Origin of the sequence: Psychrobacter sp. Cmf 22.2, from assembly GCF_001921745.1 — a bacterium.
Classification (GTDB): domain Bacteria; phylum Pseudomonadota; class Gammaproteobacteria; order Pseudomonadales; family Moraxellaceae; genus Psychrobacter.
In genome coordinates this window covers 102,178-120,204 of the sequence record NZ_MRYA01000001.1, presented here as the reverse complement: position 1 = coordinate 120,204, position 18,027 = coordinate 102,178, and the positions used below count along the sequence as shown (strand labels likewise).

Below are 18,027 nucleotides of genomic sequence, written 5' to 3'. Positions count from 1 at the left end.
TTTTATCCATCATGACTTAAGCTTATCTTTTGACCAAGTAATATTTGCATTCTATTTAGTAGTTCAGTCTCTTGGAATGGTTTACCCATATAATCGTTTACCCCAATATCTAAAGCGCGTTCGCGATGCTTTTCACCAGTACGCGAAGTTATCATAATGATTGGAATATCGCGCAAACGTTTATCGAACCTTACCTGTGTCGCTACTTCAAAACCGTCCATACGTGGCATTTCGATATCTAATAAGATTAAATCCGGTATGGTCTCTTGTAAGATTTCAATCGCATCAACGCCATCTTTTGCAAGAGCCACATTGATGCCTTGACGCTCAAGTAAACGTGACGTGACTTTTCGAACCGTCACAGAGTCATCAACCACAAGTACCGTAACTGGTGTGTCCACACCGCTGCGTTCAAGCTTCGGCGCTTGAATCGTATTTTGCGTCGATGCATTACGCATTAGCGCAATAAGGTCTAAGATCAACATAACTGACCCATCACCCATAATAGTTGCAGCCGAAATACCTGCCAGATGCGACAACTGACGGCCAAGTGGCTTTAACACAACTTCGATACGAGAGCCTGCAATTTGATCAACTTGCAGCGCCATTTTTTGACCAGTACGGTTTTTAATCACGATAAGCGGTAAGCTGGTATTGGTACTGACCATCAACTCATTAAGCTTACTACCAGATAAGATTTCATTTAGATAACGGACTCGGTAATCCTCATCTTCGATGTGTAAAGTAGTATCACCAGACGCATAATAATCGTATAGATTTTCTGGATTCACTCGTATTACTCGCTCAATCTGTACCAGAGGTATGGCATAGTAACGATCTGCTGCACGTACTACCAAAGCATCAGATACAGCTACTGTCAGTGGCAAACGTATGATGAATCGTGACCCTCTACCTTCTTCAGATGTGACGGTTACCATACCGCCTAACTGACGAATCTCACTGATGACCACATCCATCCCTACACCGCGCCCCGAGATTTGGGTGACTTGCTGGCTAGTCGTCAGACCAGCATTAAAGATATACTGAATAATATCTAGATCAGTCAGACTGTTATCATTTGCATCAATTAGACCTTGAGCAATTGCTTTGTTTCGAACTGCCTCAACATTGATACCGCGACCGTCATCACTCAGATTAATGACAACCTCACTACCTTCACGTAGGACTTCTAAAGTGATATGACCGCTACGGCTTTTACCAGCTGTTAGACGAGTTTGAACATTTTCAATACCATGATCGACTGCATTACGCAACATATGCTCTAGTGGAGAGGTGATGCGCTCTAGAATGGTTCTGTCCATTTCGTCATCAGCATTGATGACTGTCAACTCTACCGACTTGTTAAGCTCATTAGCAGTTTGACGCACAATACGTTCAAGGCGCGGTGTTACACGTGTAAATGGCACCATGCGAGAATTCATTAACCCATCTTGCAATTCAGTTTGGGTACGCGATAGTTGCAACAGTAAACCCTCACTATCACGTGTCTTCTCTAGCATAGTACTGTTAATTTCAATCAAATCAGAAGCTGATTCTGTGAGCGACTTAGATAGCTGGTTTAATGAAGAGTACTGATCCATCTCTAATGGGTCAAAGTCTTCATTGTTCACCAGTTCATCATCGTCAATCTGCGACAAGATTTGCGCTTCAAGCTCAATCTCCATCCGACGTAACTGATCTGCCAAGCGTTGGACGGTAGTGCCCATCTCCTCAATACTATTGGTTAAGCTACTTATACCCATATCAATACGTGCACGGTTGATTGCTGACTCACCCGATAGGTTAATCATATGTTCAATCAAACCACCTGAGATACGAATCATCTCGTTGCTACCCGTGCTTTGCTCTTGTTCTGCAAAGCTACCCGCCATAGATGGCATCTCTTTTAAGTTTTCGACTACACGACCTGACTGTTGTAGCATTTTGGCTGCTAAAATCATACTACGCTGAGATTGTAGGGTCTCATTAGGAATATGTTTTAAGTCATCAGGATTTTTGCTGAACTGCTTTAGTGCCAAGATTAATTCGTTAGGTGTTGGCGGATTGACCTGTTGCTTTAAGATAAACACTGCGTCAGCCAACCAATCATGACAGTCGGTCAATAGTTGTGAAATCATTTTGGTCGCAGGCTTTCTTAAGATAGCCAACTCTTCGTATACTGTTTCCATCTCATGCGCAAGATCAGCGATACCATTTGCCGCCACCATGCGTGCGCCACCTTTAATGGTATGTAAATCTCGTTGCAAAGCTTGCAATGCTGCCACGTCACTGACGTTGCCTAAAAACAGCTGCAAATACTTGTTACTACTAACAACTATCTCATCTGCCTCTTCTAAAAAGACTTCTAAAATATCAGGATCTGGCAGACCATCTGTCCAAGACTCAGCAATGATGCTATCCAAACTGACAGTATCAGAAGCTTGCTCGCTCTCTTGAGGAATGTCTTCCGTTTCATTTAAGTCATTATTATTATGGTTTTGGAGCGCTGGTAAAACCAAAGTAATGGCTTTTGGTAGTTGATCGCTACGTTCAAACCCTTGTAACTGTTCAATAAGATCATTAGCAAAGAATGCCTCTTGATAGCGCACAACATAATCAATCTGTAAAGACAGAGTATCTTGTACCATTTGCATGATGGTTAGCCATTGTGCAGTTGGGTGCAAACGTTGTTCAATAAACGCTTCATAAATACTTTCCGCCTCGTGCGTCAGGTCACCAATACTACGGATACCTGCCATGCGTGCACCACCCTTGATGGTGTGCAGATGACGCTGTAATACTTTTAACGCCGCCATGTTGCCACTATCAGCGCGCCATTTGCTAAAGGACTGAGCGATGGCACTATCAAGCTCTTGTGCTTCTTCTAAAAATATCTCCAACAACTCAATATCGGTATCGATTGCTTCAAGTTGTAAGGTATCGGCCTGTATGCTTTTTACCGTCGTTGACTCATCAATCTCTGTTTCTTGTGTTTCTTGATGACCTATCAAACGATCATTTGAAACGTTTGAGCTAACTTCATCATCTACTGTACCAATCGCATGTAAGTCCTGGAGTACTTGCTGATCAACTTTTAGGGACATACTACCTGCTAAAGCGTCGAACAAGCCTATTAACTGGCGATGACCTGCAAATAATATTGTCTGTATTTTAGCGTTATAAGCTGCTTCAATATTATTATTAAGATAGCTATACACTGAGTTTAAAGCTGCTAATAACGAGGTAAATTTTGGCGATTCTTTCGTCTGACTTGTCAACTGACGGATTTGTTCAATTTGCTTTTGAACATAGCTTTGGACTTGCTCAATACTGCCATTATTTAATGCTTCACCTAGCTCCCACTCAGCATTTAGTAAGGTATCAACGTCTGTCTCTAATAGCTTGGCCACGCTTAATTTATTATCTATTAATGTATGCGTGGCATTAGATTCATCTAATATTTTTTGCAAAGACACTAGGTCTTCTTTATTTTGCAGATGCTCATCAGTAAGATCTTGCTCCAAACTTTGCTGGTAAGCGTCCAGATATCCTTCAATTAATTTTACTGATTGAGCTAACGCTTGCAAGTGATGGGCACTCATTGGCGTATCATAGTTTTGTAGCTGCTCTAAGCTATGCTCTATGTTTGCACTAATTTCACTAATCGCAGTAAGTGCACTAGAGCCAGAAGCCGCTCGCAAAGTATGGAAGGCGCGTACGATTTCATCTGTGACTTCAATATGTTCCTCACCATCGTGAGCTGTGACAAAATCATTGATGTCCTGTAATAATGACCGAGCCTCTTCAACGAATATTTTATAAAAAGTTTGTTCCTCAGCACTTTGCGGGGTTATTACTACTGGTGCCTCTGCCATCATCTCATTTATAGAATGAATGGTCTCTAGTATGTCGTCGTTACCATCATCTCCATACTTTTTATCACTACTATCAGCGAGTTTATCGTCATTTATGCTAGTATCGTTTTGGCTATCTACGAACCACTCTTTGCGCAAGTTTACATAACTAAATTTATCACCATGCTTTTTACTATATGCATTGGCACAAGCTACCCACAGAATTACTATCGCTGGGTAGTCCTCATTGTGATGCTCATTATTGTTAGCAAACGTTTTGATCAAGTCTGGATAAGTGGCTAAAACATCAGTCACCAGTTGTATAATATCTGTAGACACGGCAATAGTATGGTCCAAAATACGATTAAGCATATCTTCGATAGACCAAGCAAGCTCACCGGTATAGTATGCGCCAACCATACGTCCTGAGCCTTTCAAGGTATGGAAACCTCGACGTACTTCTTTTAAACCTGTTAAGTCAGAAGGTACTAGACGCCACTGTTCGTATTTTGGTGTAATTTCATCCAATACCTCTTCTGCTTCTTCAATAAAAATCTCTTTAATTTCTGGATCACTATCTTGAGCATCAATAGGTAATTGTTGTGCTTGTTGTATAAAAGGTTCAAGAACGGTAGGAATGCTTTGTTTGTTTGTTTGAGCATCGTTTGCTTGAGCATTGTTTGATAGCACAACGCTATCTGATATAGTTTCTTGAGGCTCAGAAATAAATTCGTTCGATGCAGTATTATACGGGTTTATCATGTTTTGCTCGTCGGTTGACGCTGACTGAATCTTTTTTTGATGATCAGATGCTAATAAACCTGACTCTACAGATATATCCAAACCAGCAGATAATGACTTTCCTGCTAGTAGGTTGCTACTTTGCACGATAGTAATAACAGGATCGGTACTAGGCTCTTGTAATGCTGCAAAATCTGCGACCAGCACTGATAGATGCGCAGTTGTTTGAGTCACTAACGTAACCACGTCTTCGGTGACTGCTATAGTCTTATCTAAAACTCGATTTAGCAAATTCTCAATCGCCCATGCCATCTCACTAACAGTAAAAGCTCCTACCATACGTCCTGAGCCTTTCAACGTATGAAAGCCGCGGCGCACTTCGGTCAATGGCGACAAATCTTGGGTATCTTGTTGCCAGATAGGTAAAAGCTCTTTTAAGTCAGTAAGTACGTCTCCTGCTTCCTCAATGAAGATATCGCGAATCTCTTCATCCATATCAAAGTTGTCAGGTTTTACTTGCGTACGTGCAGCTTGCAGCTCTTTACTGTCGCGACTGATAGCATTCATCTCTTTTGTAGCACTTACTTGGACATCAGCCTCATCGTCTGATACGTCTTTATTCAGCACCTCATCAGTAGGCTCAATCTCACCACTATCATCATAGCGGACAACATTGGATAAAATTGGCTCATTAGGTGTAAAAGCAGGTACTACCGTATCAGGCGCTGCTATTAAGGCATCTACCAATCTTTGTGCCTGTTCTATATGCTCATTAGCTTGCTGCAATAAAGGACGATCAAATACTTGCTGGGCAAGATAATCTAGTAATAGCTCAATCGCTGTCAAGCTCTCCGCTAAAGATTGTGTCAGATTCCAGCTGATATTTTTTATTTTGTGGGTTTCTAATTTAGCAAATACCTCTGCAAGCTTATCACTAACTGTCTGTACCGACGTCAAACCCATCTCTTTAAAAGCATCACTAATCTTGGCAAAAGCGGTGGCTGTTGGTAATAGATAGGTTTGCTGCTGATATACATAGTCGTTAAAGTTATACTTTAGGTCTTCGACTGCAATACGTAGCTGGCGTAAATTGTCATTAGTGAAGGCGGTAGACTTTACAGCGTTCGCTTCGATAGCGGTATTATCAGAAGTAGCTAATGTCACAAAAGACGCTTTATCGCCAATTTTGGTATGAATAGATTGTTCAGTGTTATAAATAGCACTGTGTAACTCTTGGAGCTGATATTCAATCTGCTCACTTACTTCTGCAAATGATGACTCTGACATCATATTATTTTTGATGTCGCTCAAAGCTTGTCTAACTTGCGCCTCGTAGCGAGACCAACCACGACACTCAAGTTGTCTTTGAAGTTGCTGCAAAGGAGCTATAACTGTATGTGGGTTATTGAGACCCAAAATTATAGACTCAAGCTCAACCAATATGCGTGGTAAAAAACGTAATGTAGATTCGCTAGATTTTGATAAATGACTTAATAAACCATGAGTTTGCTCATTAATATCTTCAAGACCGCTGATTTGTATATAGATATCAGCTATTAAACCTTCGATATCTTCATGAGCTATTTCTATATTTTCATTTGTTTTAGACGTTGTCAGAGTAGAGTCTGTATTACTGATTGACGTAACATCTGACTGCTTACTTACATCAACAGCCTGCTGATATCGGTTATCTAAGACCTCGTCTAACTGTGACAACAGCTGCGCATAAATAGCTGGCAAGGGTAATGAATTGTCCGCTAGGTTACTTAACCAAAGCTCTGTCAAAAACCATAAACGTTGTTGAGCATCAGCATTATTTGTATGCTGTAAGCTGACAGCTTGCCATAAGTAATGACTAACTTTTTTTAAACTGAGTAAGACAGTTGCATCATTGGTATTAATGGCCAGTAATTGCTGGACTTGTTGACGCCATACCAGTAATAACTGTTTATATTGTTCAGGTAATAAGGAAGATAAAAAAGAGCTACTTGACGTTGTAACGTTAGGTACGGCTACCTCTATCGTTTGGGTAAGAAAGTGATGATTATCGTCAGCTGAGATGCTGTTTAGCGGTAGACTATTATCTGCTGCTATATTTTGTTTTGGTAACAAATGCGTAAGTTTATTAATCGTTCTATCAATAAGAGCACTTCGATAACTCCCTGTCTGAACATATTGAGTCAGCTCATATTGCAACAATTGATGAGCAAATTGCCCTACTCGGAAGTATTGAGCATTCAATAGCGTTCCACTGCTTGTACCATAGGCTAACAAGCTAAGTCTTGCAGCCAAAGTAGCCAATTGAGGCAAATTAGCCATTATCAAGGCACCACTAATCTCGTGGTAATGTCTTCCTATACGCTTAAAATCAGGATAAGTATCTAACTGCCAGTCTTCAGCCACTAGTGACAACTGTTGATCAAAAAGTGGGAGAAGCCATTCTAGCGTCACCATTTCATTTGGCTGGTTTTTCATAGGATTATCCTAACTCGTTTATGCACTAATTTTTTGCCATGCATTAACCTGTGGATGGGCAATGCGGCGCATATTTGAAGGTCGCCAAAACAGCGCCTCTCCTGGAGCCAATATGATATAACCGCCTAGCGCACACTGTGCAGACAGTCGTGTCAAAATATCGCGTTGATCAAACTGTCGAAAATATATTAATACGTTTTGACATACAATCACTTGCTGCAGATGCAAGGTCGCTAAACCTTGAGTAAAAATATTGTGCCAGATAAAGCTAACTTGTTCATGCAACTCTGGTACTACTCGCCAATACGCTGAACTCTCATTAGGTAGCAGTTTATCAAGATGTAATTTAGGCAATGCTTGACTTGTGGTGGAAGCTTGGTACTGAGGTGTCGCTTGTATATCGTTTTGATCAGTGACGGCTAATGATTGCGTAAAATGCTGATACGTTGACGGAATGAGCTTTCGTTGACGCTGATCGTATTGTCCTTTACGTGCTTTAGTGAGTGCTTTTCGGCTGACATCTGAGCCTAACAACATATAGTTTGAGATGTTTTTAGCCGCTAGACTCATAGCTAATGACCATACTTCTTGACCTGTAGCACAGCCAACACTCCATATACGAAACACTCCCCTACTACTATCGACACCACTCTTAACACTATCACTAGAATAGTCTTCAATCGTGTTTTGTGTCAGCTGAGCACAATACTGTTTTGCCAGCGATGTTATAAACTCTATTGAGGGTTCATGACGAAAAAAACGACTTTCAGGAATAAGTACAGTATCAAGTAACTGTTGGTTCAATTTGCTATTTGTTTGTACAGCATCCCAAAGCTCTGCTACAGACAAATTATTTTCAGTAGCTGTGGTTTCAATCGCATTTAATAACCATTGAGATTGCTCTTTTGGCAAGACAAAACCAATTTCTTGTTCTATATAGCGTTGCCACTGAACAACTGCGATTGGTCTATCTTTTAAGCGAAAAAGAGGCGACTCGCTTTTTTTTGAGTGGTTGCGCTTCAAATGACTGAGCTCAAAATTACTGGATCTTAAGCCATTGGCTTTATGTAGATCAGTATCTACGTTAGAGGTATTAAATGCCATTTATCTTTATCTACGCCATGGCAGAAGTATGATTTTGAAAGTCTTCTTCATAATCGTGCAACTGCTCGTTGTCATCAGATAGCTTAAAGCCTGTTACTGACTCTTGAAGTGCCGCCGCCATTTCGCTCAGCTCACCAACTGAACGTGCCGTTGCCATCGTCCCTGATGAGGTTTGTGATGTAATATCTTGAATAATATTCATCGCATTAGAAATATGACCAGCGGATTCTGCCTGTTGCTGCGCCGCGTTTGAGATGTTTTGAATCAAATCGGCCAAAGTATTAGAAACACTTTGCACTTCTTCTAGCGCTTCTCCAGCGTCTTTTGCCAAACGTGCTCCGCGTACAACTTCTGAAGTCGTTGTTTCCATCGACATAACTGCTTCGCTAGTATCTGCCTGAATGGTCTTAACCAAGGTTTCAATCTGCTTAGTTGCATTTGCAGAACGCTCAGCTAAGCGCTGAACTTCATCGGCAACCACCGCAAAACCACGGCCAGCATCACCCGCCATTGACGCCTGAATAGCGGCGTTCAATGCCAAAACGTTGGTCTGATCAGCAATATCATTGATAAGACTTACAATATCACCAATCTCTTGCGATGACTCACCCAGACGTTTGATACGTTTTGAGGTTTCTTGAATCTGATCTCGAATAACGTTCATGCCTTCGATAGAGCGCTGTACCACATCGCCCCCATTATGGGCAATGGCAACTGAGCGCTGTGCAACTGACGCTGATTCGGTCGCATTTGTTGATACTTGATCAATCGATATTGCCATCTCATTAATCGCAGCGGATACACTAGCAATCTCTTGCGCCTGATGTTCAGAAGCTTCAGCAAGTTCGACAGCATTCATTTGGGTCTGCTCAGAAGATTGAGAGACTTTGTCAGCAGTGCTGTTAATAACCAAGACCAGCTGACGCAATTGGTCAATGGCAAAGTTTACTGAGTCAGCAATTGCACCAGTAAAGTCTTCAGATACTGTGGCATTCACAGTCAAATCACCTTCTGCTAAGTCACCTAGCTCATCAAGCAAACGTAGAATAGCCATCTGGTTACGTTCATTTTCTTCTTGAATTTGACGTGCGCGCTCAGATTCGGTTTCTGCTTCTTGGCGACGACGAAGGGTTTCTTTTTCGATTAATACTCGCTCAGTGCCCCCTTGCTGTTTTAATAGTTGAGAAAGCGCGTATATGACGCCAAGCAAACCTAGTAAAAATATAATGGCAGGCCACATCACACCAGTACGTGTCAAAATATCACGGTCAATACTGGCCAATCGTGCTTGAGTATTAGTAGCAAGCTCGCCTAAAGCACGTGCATTCTCACGCGACTCAATAGCGGGACTATTTAATGAAGCAAGCTCCTGTACAACAGGGGCAACTGCTGTATTGAAGGTTTCGGATATATCCTGTAACGCTGGTAATGAAGTCCCATAATTCTGCTGCTGTACTTCTAGCGTTTGAGCAAATAGCTCTGCTTGTTTTGCAAATTCTGCTGGTGTACCGTCGATACTACGAGTCAGTTTATCCATTTCAGTATGCAAACGCTCAGCGCGTAATGTCTGAGTCTGCATATCACTAATAGCTGCAACAGGTATATTGGCTGCGACTGCCTGCTCTATAACTTGACTATAATCACTTTGCATCTGTTTAGTAGCCGTAGCGACATTATCTTTTATGTCTTGTAGCGCATTGACATCGTTACGATGACTTAGTACATAGTCAATCTTTTCTTTATTGGCTTGCCATTCATTTTTAAGCTCACCAAAAACAGCCTTATTGTCGGTAGCGTTTTGTTGAGCTGAGATCAATGCTACTTGATAACGTTGCACATCGTTTTGTAAGGCATCATAAGCATTAGCGCTTACATCAGCATCACGCGAAAAAGTGGCATCATTAACGTTTTTTACAATGTTAGCTGCACTGACCTCTAACTGATTGACGTTACTTAAGTAGTTGCTTACCGTTGATAGCGTATTGATAAGCAAAATCAAACAAGCCACACTTACTAAAGTGAAAACCCCTAATAGTATCTTCCATATATTGTTATTAGGGCCTGATGTCTTTTGATTGATACCAGTTGCAGGGTTTTCTATAACATCACTCATTGCGCTCGTTCCTTTCAAACAGTCGTTTAAGTCATATCATGACTGACGTTGTTAATGATCATCGTCCAATGAAGGCTTCTATCTATCATTGGCAAAATTTCTATTAATAAAAACTTTTTTAATGCTGACATACCATCTTTAATGTCAGTCTTTATAACTTTTTTCTCTCTCCTAAGTTCTATAAACCTAGGAGCAGATATTGAGTGGTTACAGTTACCTACAAATATTGATTTATATCGCAGCATCAATATAGTCTAGATCTCGTGCTAGCATACTTGGCATAAAAACATACCAATCTTGACCATCTTTAGAGAATTTGCCATGGTTGTAAGCTGCAAATGGTGAGTCGCTATCAATGGCCTCAGCACGATACTGATCACGAGTAAACTGTTCGATACCAACGACTCTATCAACCAATAAACCCGAAAAAACCGAACTATGATCGATGACTATGACCTTACGATGACTTCTTTGCTGCTGACTAGGAATTTGCAAGAATTGCGCCAAGTCAGTGATTGGTAGCAGACGACCTCGGACGTTAGCAATACCAAGCATCCAAGACTTTACTAATGGCATACTGGTATATTCAGGCATGGCTAGTACCTCAGACACCTCCCCCATTGGGGCAATCAGTCGCTGACCACCGATTTCAAAGACTATGCCACGCCAATCATACACTTGCCCACCTTGACGACCACTACTACGTGCTCGGGCAAGATCAGCTAAGCGTAGAAGCTCGATAAAACCTTTGGAAGCCACAACTTACTCCGTTACTGTACGGATAATACGTACAAGCTCGTTTTCGTCTACTGGTTTGACCAGATATTCTCTAGCTCCTTGACGTTTGCCCCATACTCGATCAGTCTCCTGATTTTTGGTGCTGACAATTACGACAGGAATATGAGCCGTTGTCTTACCACGTGTGATTTTACGAGTTGCTTGAAAACCATTCATTTCAGGCATTACCACGTCCATTAACACCACATCTGGCAAGTATTCAGCAGCCATCAAGCAGCCTTTTTCGCCATTATTCGCTTCTAATATCTGAAAATTGTTTTTCGTTAGAATGTCGCGAAATTTTGCCATTTCGGATGGCGAATCGTCTATGACCAACACAGTTGTCATGGTTATTCCTTTTATTGTCGATTTTATCCGTACGGATAAGTTATTAGAGCAACTAAATAATGGGTTAAGTGATGTATTGCACTTTTCAAAATATTTGAACAAGTGATCACTGATTGTTGTCTATTGATGGTTGTTATATATTTGGGTTCGGTATCTTTTAAAATGAGTCAATACATATGACTTAAGAGCGATACTGATTGATCGTTTCAAACAGCTCATCTTTACTAAATGGCTTGGTGAGATACTCATCAGAACCAACGATGCGCCCTCGTGCCTTATCAAACAGTCCATCTTTAGAAGACAGCATAATGACAGGGGTACTTGCATAGTCAGGGTTGTTTTTGATCAGGGCGCAGGTTTGATAACCGTCAAGGCGTGGCATCATAATATCGACAAAAATGATGTCAGGATTATTATCAACGATCTTTGCAAGTGCATCAAAACCATCAATTGCAGTAACGACTTCACAGCCAGCTTTTTGTAGTAAAGTCTCAGCGGTACGACGAATGGTTTTTGAATCATCAATAACCATGACCTTTAACCCTTCAAAATTATTTTCCATTATTACTTTCCTATGAATAGATATTTATTCTTGACATGGTTGCTACTTACTATTCGACAAACCCTTACAAAACAAGAATCGCGTTAAGTAATCTCAGTAATTTTCTGACTAGTATTTGAGTCTGCTTTGTAACTATATTGTATAAATCAAGTATTTTACGCTCGTTTTAACATAGTCTACTCAAACTTTCTAATTATTCAGACCACGTATACAATAATTCGGATGATTAACATGACCAGTCTGTTTTATCTTAGATTGTCAGCATAACTCTGTGGTTCTACCTCATATATGTCATTGATAACTGTTATCTACTTAGATAGTAGTTATCGCACCTTTTAATCTTTCTCTATATAATAAAATAACGTTCACTATAGTGATTAATGACGATGCGTATAAGACTTCCTAACAACTGCAAGAACTGTGCCTTCTTATTAAGCACCTTACTTATAATTGCTTGCCAACCTCCCGCACCTATAGACAACCAACAGCCTAGCGAAAAAAAGGCGCAGGCAGATTCTCCTATTATCTTCAATGACGATAGTGTCACTATGGCGTCTGATTATATTTTGAGTATTAAACCCTCTCGCTATCAGCCAAGCCTTGGCCTACAAGGGGTGATCGAACCTACTAAGCAGTCACGTTTTGTCGCAGCACATGACATAATTGTGCAAAAGATATTGGTTTCAGAGGGGCAATGGGTAGAAGAAGACACTCCACTATTAATAGTAAAGCGTCAATTGTCTGCCGATACAGTCGGTAAGACTTCTGCATCTACTACTAATAATGAACAAGAAACTAAGGTTGCTACTAGCACGGCAGAACCACCCATTAATACAGAGCAAGAGCACGAGATAAGCGGTAATAATGAGAAGTCAGATAATAATGTAGCGTTAACAGAAGAAGATTTGGCTAATAATGATGAAACAGACCAAACTATAGATAGCAATACGGATAGACAAAACATTAGTGACGATCAAGACACAGCCATTGTAGAGCAAGCCATACCAACCAATCTACCAGCACAGTCTATTGTAGTACAAGCAAGCTTCTCTGGACGTGTGGATAAATTACATGTAAAGAATGCTCAACCAGTTGCTGCTCGCACTCCTCTACTGCGTGTAAGCGACGATAAAAACTTGCGTTTTGTAGCAACGCTGCCTCTAAAAATGAAACCGCAACTGTCAGTTGGACAAACTGTAAATTTTACAGCCAAGAATTCATCAGAGAAGTTTGTTGGACAAATTGGAAAGTTAGCCACAAGTAATCAGCCTGGCAAGCTACGGGTTTATGTTCATGTCGTCAAAAACGAAGCCAGTCGTGATAAGCTCAAACCTGATATGCTCGTTTCTGGGCGTGTTGATTATGGACAGATAGAAGTCGGTACCATCGTGCCTGAATATGGTATTCACGATGCTGATCTCTCAGTACTAAAAAAGCCGCCCTATCAGTCGCTTGTACCAATCACTGCTAATGTCTGGATAATCAAACAAGATCAACGTTTAACTCGCCTGCCAGTAGAGGTAATCAAGTATGATCCTAGCACTGAGCAATACTTGGTTGCTGGTATCAGTAATGATAGCCTCATCTGCTTGGCAGACTTACCTATAAAATCAGTCGGTAAAAAGGTAATAGTTTCATAGTGATATTTGATTGAATACTCAAGTATTCCACCAGAAGTCACAGAACAAAATATCAGTCATTCTGTTTGGATTTGTACGTTACATTCTTATTAAATGTCGCTAAAAAAGCTACTTCACAAGTTATATCGATTATGTAGTGAGTTACATTGTGTAGAAATATTAACAAAGCATGTCTTGTGTGGTAAGGCCTAAGTTAGGCAAAATAGACTCAGTAACATTTGTATTGCTCATTTTTCTGATGATATGAATACATTATGGTAATACGTGTCTAAGAAAAATTAGAAAAATAACCATGACTACTAAAACAACAATTATTGAATAATGACCACCACTAAAGGACAGCTCATGAGTAAACATATCCTATTAATCGAAGACGATCCAGATTTGGCTGAATTGATTAGCGATTACCTAACGATGAACTATTACGATGTCCATCATGCAGGGCTAGGTCAAGAAGGTCTAGATATATTGGACACTAAAGAGCGTGATATTGATTTGGTCGTACTAGATTTGATGCTACCTGATATGGATGGGATGCAGGTTTGCCAGAAGATACGCGGCAACAAAAACAATATGACCAATAAAGTACCTATCATTATGCTGACCGCAAAAGGTGATACAACTGATCGGGTGTTAGGTTTAGAGATGGGTGCTGATGATTATATCGCTAAGCCTTTTGAACCTCGTGAATTACTGGCTCGTATCCGCGCTGTCGTTCGCCGCCACGAACAGCCTAATCAAGCTGACAGTCAGTCTGATAGCTTAACTTTTGGACGTTTGAGCGTGTTTCCTGATAGCCATGAAGTGACCATTGATGAGCAGCCAGTACGTTTGACCACTCATCAGTTCCAACTATTACACTACTTTGCGACGCATTCTGGTAAAGTGCTGAATCGTGAGCAGTTATGGCAGGCAATGCCAAACGATGATAGCTCTGATAACATTGATCGTGCAATTGATGTACATATCTCACGTTTACGCGCCTTAATTGAGGACAATCCGCGTCAGCCAAAACGCATTATTACTGTGCGCGGCGTTGGTTATCAATTTGCAACTGATCAAGTTTAATGATTTATCTGATGCGTCAAATCGGTTTGAGTAAACCATTAAAGTAATGACCAAATAAAAATAGCCATCACGTCAACCGCGATGGCTATTGTTAGTCATTGATATAAGCGTTCGTTAATAGAGAGCATGTAATGCAGCAGTTGGGTTTTCGCTCCGTGTTTGCCAAACTATTTGCTAGTGTCATGCTGGCACTCGTTTTGTTTGCAGTCGCTATGGTGTTATTGACACAGCTTGTCCATGATAAGAATGCTGGTATTCGCTCTGAAGTGGTGGCAACCCAAATACTTGGACAAATTGATCCTTTTTTGCACGAATTGAATACAGCTGTTAGTAAGAATAATCGTTTGCAAGCGCGTTTTATGTTGGCAGTGGTCAAAAAGAGCTTTGATATCTTTGATGAATCATTGCAAGCGAAAATGGGACTGTACGACAGTCAAGGTCGCCTGCTCATGCAAACAGACAACAGCGATCTGCCCCTAGATTTGCCTGCAACGCCTTCACTATTGACGGTTATGTTCCCCTCTTTTTCAGAAACTCCTCCTACTCAACAGGCTCAGGTCTATAGTAGTACTGGCTATACGTTGCTGTATGAGTCACGACTATCGCCCAAAAAACCAGCATTGTCTGCAGCATTAAACTTGTTCACCGGAACGCTACTCCTACTTATGATTATGGCAGGCGTACTATGGTGGATCGCGCGTTCAATGACATGGCGCATCAATCACATGAGTCAGCAAATGAGTCAACTTGGTGACGGTGATTTCACTGTACGTGTCAATAGTCGCGGCAATGATGAGATTGCTTCGCTTGCCCACGGGTTTAACCAAGCAGCGCAAAAGATTGAACATCTGATTGATGCCAATAATTTATTGTTGGCCCATGCTTCGCATGAGCTGCGCACGCCCATTACCCGTATTCGTCTACAGATAGAGATGATGGATATGCTGGCAGGTTCGATGCCAAGTGATACAAAAGCAAAGTTTGATAAACGTGCCCAAGCGATCAATCGTGATTTGTCAGGGCTTAATGATTTGGTCGAAAGTATCTTGTTAGTAAGCCGACTTGATGCCGGACATGCGATGCAGCAGGTTGAGCGTGTAGACTTATATGACTTAGTAAATCAAGAGCGTCAGCATTATCCAGAAGCTACATTGATTGGCGAACATATTGTGATTGATGGTCAACCATCAATGCTGACCCATCTTATTCGCAACCTCCTAAATAATGCGATGTTGCATGGTGTTCCCCCAGTGACTATCTTGCTATATGGCGCGCAAACTTTCAACGAGGCAGACACCTTACCTGAATATTTATTAGATTCGCTAGTATGCAGTAGCTTTGCTGACTATGGTCACTCAAACTATGGCCACTCAAATTATGACAAACATATCGATGTAACAGAACAATCAATAGACGAGCAAAAAGATAACTCAATATTCACCCAGTCTGACGAGGAGATACCATCCGATGCGTCAGAACAGCCAGATGTCATACCAGCCCCTATTATCTTTAAAAATGGTGAAACGCTCGCTAGTCATGATGAAAAAAGTGATAAAAACAGCATCAATCACAATGAAGCTTGTCAATTGACAAATATATCTGATAACGGCAATAGTCAAAAACAGACAGCAGATATTTTAGCCCCCAGCAACAATAGCAAGATGCTTCCCAATGGTCATAGTAAACTTGCTTCTGATTTGACTGATAGAATTAAAAGAGTTATTTGGAATATCGTCCCAGAGTCACAAGAACAACATTTAATATCTGATGGGCTCAGTAACACTGGTGCCAAAGCTGCATCTCATAAGCGGATAACAGAAAAAACAAGCGTGGCTAGTACGAAAGAAAATTCAGCTAAAGCCAGTACTGGTAATAACAGTGACGCTAATACTGATAACCACAGTACCCCCCGTAAAGAAAGCTTATTTAAGAAACATCTCAAAAAAGTCAAACCAGAGGATGAGCGGCCATTACCAAAATATGCAGTACTCGCCGTTATCGATGAAGGTACTGGTATCCCAAAAGACAAGCGCGAAGAGATCTTTAGTCCGTTTGTACGCTTACAGCAAAAGAATAAAGGTTCAGGTCTGGGTTTATCACTGGTATCACAAATCGTCACGGCTCATCAAGGCCAAATTATTACCGATACTATTAATGGCCATACTAGGTTTTTGGTGGTCATTCCAGTCAAACATAATCTCCACAAAAACCATGACAATCATGATTAGACGCTACCAATCTAGCTATTGGCTCAAGCTTCCCAGCATGGCGGTATAGCCTGTTACTTGTTTGTCTTTATATTCTTCTAAGCACTAAAACTTTATTAATGTCCTTTGTGTGCAGACATCTGCTAACACTAATATCTATATCGTTATAAGCGGTTCTTGAATGTTCATATCCAAAACGTCCAGAAATATGCTATATTACTGCCCCTTATCATATAGCTATTGATATAGATTTGACGCTGTCATCTTGCAATAGTATATCGACACTATCACCGCTACCTTATTTACTAAACTTCGAGCATTCCATGAGCGATATGATCGTCCTACATGACGTGACCAAAAGCTTTTTAAGCGACCGATCCATAAAAGACAAAGATGGTAAGCCGCATTGGTTTACTGCGGTTGAACCGACTTCACTGTCTGTTCGACAAGGTGAAATCTTTGGTTTGATGGGCTATTCAGGTGCTGGTAAGTCTACCTTGCTACGATTAATCAATATGCTTGAGCGTCCTGATAGCGGTCAAGTCATCATTGATGGTACTGACTTGACGACGTTGTCCGCCAGTGATTTACGTATTGCGCGTCACAATATCGGTATGATTTTTCAACAATTTAACCTAATGGCCAATCGCACCGTCTTTGATAATGTGGCATTTAATTTGACAGTGTCAGGCTATCCTAGTCGTAATGTACGTAAACGTGTCATGGATTGTCTTGAGATTGTGGATCTAACTGATCGTGCAGGTCACTATCCTGCGCAGCTCTCAGGCGGACAAAAGCAGCGTGTCGGTATCGCGCGCGCGATTGCCCCAAGTCCGAAGGTTTTATTGGCAGATGAGCCAACCAGTGCGCTTGACCCTGCAACGACTCGCAGTTTGCTGACCTGTTTGCGCGACATTAATGACCAGCTTGGTGTGACTATCGTGATTGTCACTCATGAAATGAGCGTGATTCGTAGACTCTGTGATCGGGCCGCATTACTGCACCAAGGGAAGTTGCTTGAGGTTGCAGCGGTAACAGAAGGTCTGATTCAAGCAACCACTCCGATAGGCAAAGGCTTAGTCGTTGAAGATTAATGAGGTAAAATAAATAGATATGTTAACTGGTACTGAACTATCCG

The 18,027-nt window shown here is 41.1% G+C and carries 10 protein-coding genes; 4 read left to right on the top strand and 6 right to left on the bottom strand.

All coding sequences use genetic code 11. The annotated features are described in order from the left end of the window. Positions 1-2: 2 nt before the first annotated feature. The 6 genes from BTV98_RS00460 to pilG form a co-directional block, all read right to left on the bottom strand. Entirely contained in the window at positions 3-7,070 is a 7,068-nt protein-coding gene (locus tag BTV98_RS00460; protein ID WP_058369472.1) for an Hpt domain-containing protein, read from the bottom strand. 18 nt (positions 7,071-7,088) lie between these two features. Continuing rightward, positions 7,089-8,174, bottom strand: coding sequence for a protein-glutamate O-methyltransferase CheR (locus BTV98_RS00455; RefSeq protein ID WP_082638064.1), 1,086 nt, complete (start codon positions 8,172-8,174; stop codon positions 7,089-7,091). 10 nt (positions 8,175-8,184) lie between these two features. Beyond that, a complete protein-coding gene (locus BTV98_RS13690; RefSeq protein WP_197409096.1) occupies positions 8,185-10,287 on the bottom strand; it encodes a methyl-accepting chemotaxis protein in 2,103 nt (700 codons plus the stop codon). A 231-nt stretch (positions 10,288-10,518) separates the two neighbouring features. Beyond that, positions 10,519-11,046, bottom strand: a complete 528-nt coding sequence (locus BTV98_RS00445) for a chemotaxis protein CheW (protein WP_075102712.1) — start codon at positions 11,044-11,046, stop codon at positions 10,519-10,521. A 3-nt stretch (positions 11,047-11,049) separates the two neighbouring features. Then, on the bottom strand, positions 11,050-11,412 hold the full coding sequence (locus BTV98_RS00440) for a PleD family two-component system response regulator (protein ID WP_058369473.1): 363 nt from the start codon (positions 11,410-11,412) through the stop codon (positions 11,050-11,052). Between the two features lie 181 nt (positions 11,413-11,593). Beyond that, the gene (pilG, locus tag BTV98_RS00435; RefSeq protein ID WP_058369474.1) at positions 11,594-11,974 is read right to left on the bottom strand and encodes a twitching motility response regulator PilG; all 381 of its coding nucleotides are present in this window, start codon (positions 11,972-11,974) and stop codon (positions 11,594-11,596) included. Between the two features lie 386 nt (positions 11,975-12,360). On the opposite strand from pilG, the gene BTV98_RS00430 reads away from it, so the two are divergent. From BTV98_RS00430 to BTV98_RS00415, 4 genes are all read left to right on the top strand, one after another. Next, on the top strand, positions 12,361-13,614 hold the full coding sequence (locus BTV98_RS00430; protein ID WP_143505584.1) for an HlyD family efflux transporter periplasmic adaptor subunit: 1,254 nt from the start codon (positions 12,361-12,363) through the stop codon (positions 13,612-13,614). Between the two features lie 345 nt (positions 13,615-13,959). Beyond that, positions 13,960-14,682: a response regulator transcription factor gene (locus BTV98_RS00425; RefSeq protein WP_058369475.1), complete on the top strand. Its 723-nt coding sequence runs from the start codon at positions 13,960-13,962 to the stop codon at positions 14,680-14,682. A 131-nt stretch (positions 14,683-14,813) separates the two neighbouring features. Continuing rightward, positions 14,814-16,910 carry a sensor histidine kinase gene (locus BTV98_RS00420; RefSeq protein ID WP_058369476.1) on the top strand — a complete coding sequence of 699 codons (2,097 nt, stop codon included), beginning with the start codon at positions 14,814-14,816 and terminating at the stop codon, positions 16,908-16,910. Between the two features lie 302 nt (positions 16,911-17,212). After that, positions 17,213-17,983, top strand: a complete 771-nt coding sequence (locus BTV98_RS00415) for a methionine ABC transporter ATP-binding protein (RefSeq protein ID WP_178379336.1) — start codon at positions 17,213-17,215, stop codon at positions 17,981-17,983. The last annotated feature ends 44 nt before the right edge of the window (positions 17,984-18,027 follow it).

Bases quoted from the DNA above. Each gene is read 5' to 3' on its own strand.
- BTV98_RS00460 (WP_058369472.1), bottom strand. From the start codon at position 7,070: ATGAAAAACCAGCCAAATGAAATGGTGACGCTAGAATGGCTTCTCCCA.
- BTV98_RS00455 (WP_082638064.1), bottom strand. From the start codon at position 8,174: ATGGCATTTAATACCTCTAACGTAGATACTGATCTACATAAAGCCAAT.
- BTV98_RS13690 (WP_197409096.1), bottom strand. From the start codon at position 10,287: ATGAGTGATGTTATAGAAAACCCTGCAACTGGTATCAATCAAAAGACA.
- BTV98_RS00440 (WP_058369473.1), bottom strand. From the start codon at position 11,412: ATGACAACTGTGTTGGTCATAGACGATTCGCCATCCGAAATGGCAAAA.
- pilG (WP_058369474.1), bottom strand. From the start codon at position 11,974: ATGGAAAATAATTTTGAAGGGTTAAAGGTCATGGTTATTGATGATTCA.
- BTV98_RS00430 (WP_143505584.1), top strand. From the start codon at position 12,361: ATGCGTATAAGACTTCCTAACAACTGCAAGAACTGTGCCTTCTTATTA.
- BTV98_RS00425 (WP_058369475.1), top strand. From the start codon at position 13,960: ATGAGTAAACATATCCTATTAATCGAAGACGATCCAGATTTGGCTGAA.
- BTV98_RS00420 (WP_058369476.1), top strand. From the start codon at position 14,814: ATGCAGCAGTTGGGTTTTCGCTCCGTGTTTGCCAAACTATTTGCTAGT.
- BTV98_RS00415 (WP_178379336.1), top strand. From the start codon at position 17,213: ATGAGCGATATGATCGTCCTACATGACGTGACCAAAAGCTTTTTAAGC.